The organism is Mesotoga sp. UBA5847 (assembly GCF_002432735.1).
In the GTDB taxonomy this organism is placed as follows: Bacteria; Thermotogota; Thermotogae; order Petrotogales; family Kosmotogaceae; genus Mesotoga.
Map to the genome: position 1 here is coordinate 1 of NZ_DJGL01000034.1, position 5,138 is coordinate 5,138.

General features: G+C 48.7%; 3 protein-coding genes. All 3 read right to left on the bottom strand.

From position 1 onward, the window contains the following. Positions 1-71: 71 nt before the first annotated feature. Positions 72-1,169 (bottom strand): ABC transporter ATP-binding protein, encoded by a 1,098-nt coding sequence (locus B3K91_RS03595; RefSeq protein WP_292590026.1) that lies wholly within the window; start codon positions 1,167-1,169, stop codon positions 72-74. A 23-nt stretch (positions 1,170-1,192) separates the two neighbouring features. Beyond that, positions 1,193-3,406: an ABC transporter permease gene (locus B3K91_RS03600; RefSeq protein ID WP_292590028.1), complete on the bottom strand. Its 2,214-nt coding sequence runs from the start codon at positions 3,404-3,406 to the stop codon at positions 1,193-1,195. Positions 3,407-3,481: 75 nt separating this feature from the next. Beyond that, positions 3,482-4,483 (bottom strand): ABC transporter substrate-binding protein, encoded by a 1,002-nt coding sequence (locus B3K91_RS03605; protein ID WP_292590030.1) that lies wholly within the window; start codon positions 4,481-4,483, stop codon positions 3,482-3,484. Positions 4,484-5,138 lie beyond the last annotated feature (655 nt).

Here is a 5,138-nt window from a genome sequence, read left to right on the forward strand (position 1 = left end):
GCACACTGCAACTTGGAACTGATATTTTGCTTTTTCCAACCTCCCTCCTACCCGCAACCACGGTCTTACCCTCATTCATCCTTATTCGGCAGCACTTTTGCCAGGTTCGGGATAATGCCGATGGAAACCTTCTCTCCCTCGGGATAAATTTTCTTTTCGGCGGGGTTGTCTATCTGCACCAGGAGTTCTCCGTGCTCGGTTGCCACATATGATTCGAGGCTTCCACCGAGATATATGTTTGTCGTTACCTGGCCTTCAATCATTCCCTCTCCGGGATCAACGAGTTTGAGAGACTCGGGTCTGGCCATAATCACGGCGGCTTCTCCAGGTGATAATTCCGGCGAGAACTTGCCAACCTCCACTGTTTTGTCTTCAAACTTTGCTTTGCAGGTTCCATTCATCTCGAGAACCTCCACCGGTAAGAAGGCTACTTTTCCTACAAACCCCGCAACGAACTTTGAGTTTGGATCCTCATAGAGCACGTTCGGTGAGCCTATCTGCCTTATGAAACCGTTCTTCATCACGATTATCCTGTCCGAGAGACTCATTGCTTCGACCCTGTCGTGAGTCACGTATATCGTGGTGATTCCAAGCGTCTTCTGAATCCGCTTTATCTCGACTCGCATCTGTTCCCTCAACAGGGCGTCCAGATTTGAAAGAGGCTCGTCTAGAAGCAGTACGGAAGGCTCCACGATCAGGCTTCTCGCAAGGGCGACACGCTGCTGTTGGCCGCCGGAGAGTTTCGAAGGAGCCCTCTGGGCCAGATCCTTCAAGCCGACCAGATCGAGAGTGCTCATTACTTTGTCCTTTATTTGCTTTGTGGGAAGCTTTCTCAGTTTCAGGCCGTAAGCAACGTTGTCAAAGACGTTCATGTGCGGAAAAAGCCCGTAACTCTGAAATACTGTAGCAGTATCTCTTTTGTTGGGCGGCAGAAACGTGATGTCTTCATTCCCCAGAAAGATCTTTCCCTTTGTGGGCAGTTCGAATCCACCGATCATCCTGAGCGTCGTCGTCTTCCCGCAACCAGAAGGACCCAGCAGAGTGATTAATTCACCGGGTTCTATATCAAAGTTGGCATTGTTAACGGCTATAACATCTGCCTTCCCTTTGACATCTTTGAAGACCTTGGTGACGTTTTCGATCCTAACTGAGACAGAAGTCTTTGACATCCAACCACCTCGCAAACCAATTATCAGTTTAGAGTTACGTTCTTTTCCATGTACTCGTTCTTTCGCACAAGAAGTCTCATCAGTCCGAACGCTCCGAAGACGATGATAATCAATACGGTGGAAAGAACGCTAGCCAGTCCGAATCTTATCGATTCTGAGAAGTTATATATGAGAACCGTCATGTGGTACCACTTAGCGGATATCAGGAATATGATCGCACTGACGGCAGTCATCGATCGGACAAAAGTGTATGACATCCCGGAAATGAATGCCGGACGTATCAGAGGCAAGACGATCGTCCTGAAGACCGTAGTCGAATCCGCGCCAAGATCCTGCGCGGCCTCCTCTATAGCGGGATCTATCTGCCTGAGAGTGGCCACTCCTCCTTCGACACCGACGGGCAGCTCCCTTATTATGTAGTTGATAACGATAATTGCCCCAGTTCCAACGAGAATCAACGGGGGTTTGTTGAAGGCAAGCACATATGAGATACCGATCAGCGTCCCCGGTATGGCGAACGGTGCGAGAATCAACCCCTCAAGAACCCTCTTCCCCACAAACTTCTTCCTGACGATTACCAGCGCAGCCATCATCGCTATCAGTCCGGCGAATGGTGTGGCGATTGCCGACAGGGTGAAGGTGTCTACAATCGCGTCCCTTCCTCTCTGCAGCGCTTCCGTTATGTTCTTCAGAGTGAAAGAGTAGTCTATACCCCAGTTGGCTACGAAGCAGCCGGCCACTATCGTTCCATACAGTCCGAGGATAAAGACGATGATGAGAACGATAAACGTTATGAGGCCGAATTTTACAGGCTTTGAAACTAGATCGCTCAGTCTCGAAGAGGGCTTTCCGGTTACAGTTACGTATGATTTCCTGCTTACCCAGAATCTTTGAACTAGGAAGGCCGTTAGTGTAGGCATAAGCAGCAGTATGGAAAGAGCCGCACCATGGCCCAGCCTGTTTCTTCCTGTGACTTCAATGTATGCCTCTACCGAGAGCACCCTGTAAGATCCCGCCAGGAGCAGTGGGTTTGCAAAGTCAGCGAGGGAGTTGGTGAAAACGAGCAGCCAGGAACTGAGAACACCGGGAATAGCCAAAGGGAAGGTGACCTTCGAGAAGGTCTTCCATCTGCTACCGTTAAGGTCGAGAGAAGCCTCCTCGAGTGTAGAGTCGATTGCCTGTAGAACTCCCGAAAGAGTGAGGAAGGCAATCGGGAACATGCCGATAGTCTGTACGGCTGTAAGGCCGCCAAGTCCGTATATGGTAAAGTCTTTCAGCCCGAGTATTTGCTTTGTTATCAGTCCGTTGCTTCCAAAGAGCAAAATCAGTGACAAAGACAGGGAAAATGGCGGAGAGATTACGGGCAGAAGCCCCATAGTGCTCAGGAACTTCTTTCCTCTTATGGCCGTTCTGTTTATGACAAAAGCGAAGATGAACCCAATAATCGTGGAGAATGTAGCCGTGAGGATGCCAAGTCTTACGCTCCCCCACAGCGCACCAAGATACTGTCTGGAAGAGAGAATTGTGACCCAAGTACGCATCGAGAATTTGCCGTCGGCCAGAAAGGTCAATCTGATAGCCTCAAACAGAGGATAGGCTACGAATACTCCGACCATCAAGAAAAGGCCGAGAATAACATATCCTATTACGGGATCTCTGAAGAATTTCGAGATGAAATAAATGATAACGAAGACAGCGAATGCGGCTATCATAAATAAGTTTAGTAGATTTGCGTAATTCTCCCCAGCCTCTGCAGACATCAGAAATAGCAGAAAGCCCGTAACGTCGTAACGAGTTTCGTCTATCAGTGGTGCAAACACCAGCGTAACACTCTTTCCTTCGAATGAATACTTGAGGGAAGAGTAGTAGTTCTCAAGATAGTAGACGCTTTCAAGTCCCTTGTCGAAGTCCTCCGAACTGTAATTCGATTCATAGAAGCTTCTCAGTTGTTCGTTCGGGGTCAAGATCTGCAGTTCATCCCAGCCGGGTACTCCGTGAACATAGATTATTTCCGCTTCGTCGAACTCCTTGCTTACTGCGGTAATCCAGTCCTCGGCAAGTTCCCTGTCTCTTGGTGCCGATTCGGCAAGAACCGTAACCAGCTGCCTTTGGTTGTCTCTAACAACCTTAAAGAAAGAGTCTTTCAATGTATCGAAGATCCAGAAAAGGGCGACAAAGACTAAAACACTAATCAACGCGAACGATAAGAGTTTTCTCCAGGAATACAATCCGATCACACCCCAAGAGTAACCTTGATTGGTGAAGCCAAAGTGAAGAAGAGCAGGAGACTAGCTCCTGCTCTGATCAACCAATTATTCTACCCCGCCGCCTATTTCTTCCGTCCAGCGATCGAGCAGTCTTTCTTTGTTCTCAGCATCCCAGACATAATCCTGGTGAACTGTCTTGATTTCTTCCATGCTGAAAGAGAGCGGATGCTTCGGAGCGATCCTTGAAACTGGTATAACGTACCAGCCTGCAATGATTGCCTGTGCCTCTTCGGTCAGTATCCAGTCATACAACTTCTTCGCATTGACAGGATCCGGTCCGCCCTTGATCAAAGACATCGAAGCGATCTCGAAGCCTGTACCTTCTTCGGGAACGGTTATAGTAATGTCGGCACCTTCGGCCTTCAGCTTGACCATGTCATGGGCATAACCTATTGCGAAGGGTATCTCTCCAATCGCAACGCTCTTTCCTCCTGCCGAACCGGATCTCGTGTACATCTCGATGCTTCTGTCCAGTTTCTTCAGATAGAGGAAGGCGAGGTCCTCGTCCCCTCCGAAAAGAGAAATCATACACGTAATAAGGTTGTAGGCCGTCCCAGAAGTATTTGGATTCGCTACCCTTACGAGATTCTCATATTTGGAATCTAGTATGTCGAACCAGCCCTTCGGTGGTTCAAGTCCTAGCTCAGCTGCACGACCATTGTGAGTGGCGAATGCCAGAGGTCCAAGGTAGAGACCTATCCAATAGCCTTCGGGATCCTTGTATTGCTCGGGAGTATTTGCGGCCGCCCGAGAGAAATAAGGGGTTGTGAGACCCTTCAGCTTTGCACTGATATGATTCAGTCCCACTCCTCCAACCCATATCGAGGCTTGAGGATTCAGCTTTTCAGCCTCCATCCTTGCTTCGGCCTCTCCACCGGAGAGCCTCACCCAGTCAACCCTGATACCGGTGACTTCTTCATACTTGTCGAAAAGCTCTTTTGCCGCAAGCTCTTCAAGAGTCGTGTAAACGGTGAAAGAATCGGCGGCGAGAAGGGTTACGGAAAAGGCAACACAGATGACAGTAATCAAAACCAGAAATCTTCTCATTCAAAGAAACCTCCTTGAAAGATGTGTGATTTTGGAGAACAGTTGTCATTGTTGCGTTAGATTAAGGTAGGATGAATTATGTGACTTGTGGTGATTATACCATTGAGAAGACTGAAAACTAACGCACACGCACACAGATTTTTTCATTTTCGTGGAGAAAGGCAGCCAGTCTGTGAGCCGGGTTATAGAGTTCGGTTCGGTAAGAGCGGGTGAAGCAGATTGTGGGGATACTCAGGTTTTAAATTGTCCGTCCCCTACGAAAACCTCGCAGCTTGCCATTCTGAAACAGGAGCCGCCCTTGGAAAGATCCGCTGTACGCTGAAAGATCAGTTGCAAGTTCTCAGTTCCAAGTTGCAAGCTGAATAAGAACCGGTTATCCGTTCTCGGTTCACCGTTCTCCGACAAGAGAGCAAGACCAGTTGCAAGTGCCAAGATGCAAGTTGCAAGCCCTAAAGTGAAGAAACGTCAAATGCTGTCATTCCGACAAAGCTCCTGGTCGGAATTCTGATGCTCTTGCTTCATTGCCCTAACCAAAAACGAAGAACAGATCCTCGCTATGGAACTAAGAACAGTTTTCTTCGGTGAACGGAGAACCATTCAACGGTGATCCGGTTTAACTCGCTCTTTCCAACCGGTGAGTAGCCCGGGGGGATTT

What these genes read in the sequence shown, in the direction of transcription:
- B3K91_RS03605 (WP_292590030.1), bottom strand. Translation starts at nt 4,483, where the DNA reads ATGAGAAGATTTCTGGTTTTGATTACTGTCATCTGTGTTGCCTTTTCC.
- B3K91_RS03595 (WP_292590026.1), bottom strand. Translation starts at nt 1,169, where the DNA reads ATGTCAAAGACTTCTGTCTCAGTTAGGATCGAAAACGTCACCAAGGTC.